Here is a 371-nt window from a genome sequence, read left to right as displayed (position 1 = left end):
GAAAATCGACGTTTCACATGTCGATGATCTTGCTCGATGATATTATTGAGGTACTTTATTGTACGATGAAAGGTATTTTTGTAAAGACCTATCTCCTTTAATTTTTTGAATGCGGAAGCTAAATAAGGAGCCTTATCTGTCGTCAGAACCGTTGGTTCTCCAAAAGTTCGAGCGAGTCTTTTCATAAAAGCATATGCTGCTTGTTTGTCTCGTTTTTGACGAAGTTGAATATCAAGTGTTTGTCCCTCTTTATCAATTGCTCGATATAAATAACACCACTTTCCTTTAATTTTGATATAGGTTTCATCCAAACGCCAAGATAACAATGTGTTTTTGTTTTTCTTCTTCCAAATTTGATAGATAAGATTTCC

Annotated in this window: 1 protein-coding gene; it reads right to left on the bottom strand. The window is 34.5% G+C overall.

Going from position 1 to position 371, the window contains the following annotated elements; genetic code table 11:
- A partial coding sequence (locus JDS96_RS30805) for an IS6 family transposase (protein ID WP_199669130.1) occupies nucleotides 1-371 on the bottom strand: 371 nt, incomplete at both ends.

The organism is Bacillus cereus group sp. N21 (genome assembly GCF_016483395.1).
GTDB classification, from domain to species: Bacteria; Bacillota; Bacilli; order Bacillales; family Bacillaceae_G; genus Bacillus_A; species Bacillus_A pseudomycoides.
This window is presented reverse-complemented; position numbering and strand designations above follow the sequence as displayed.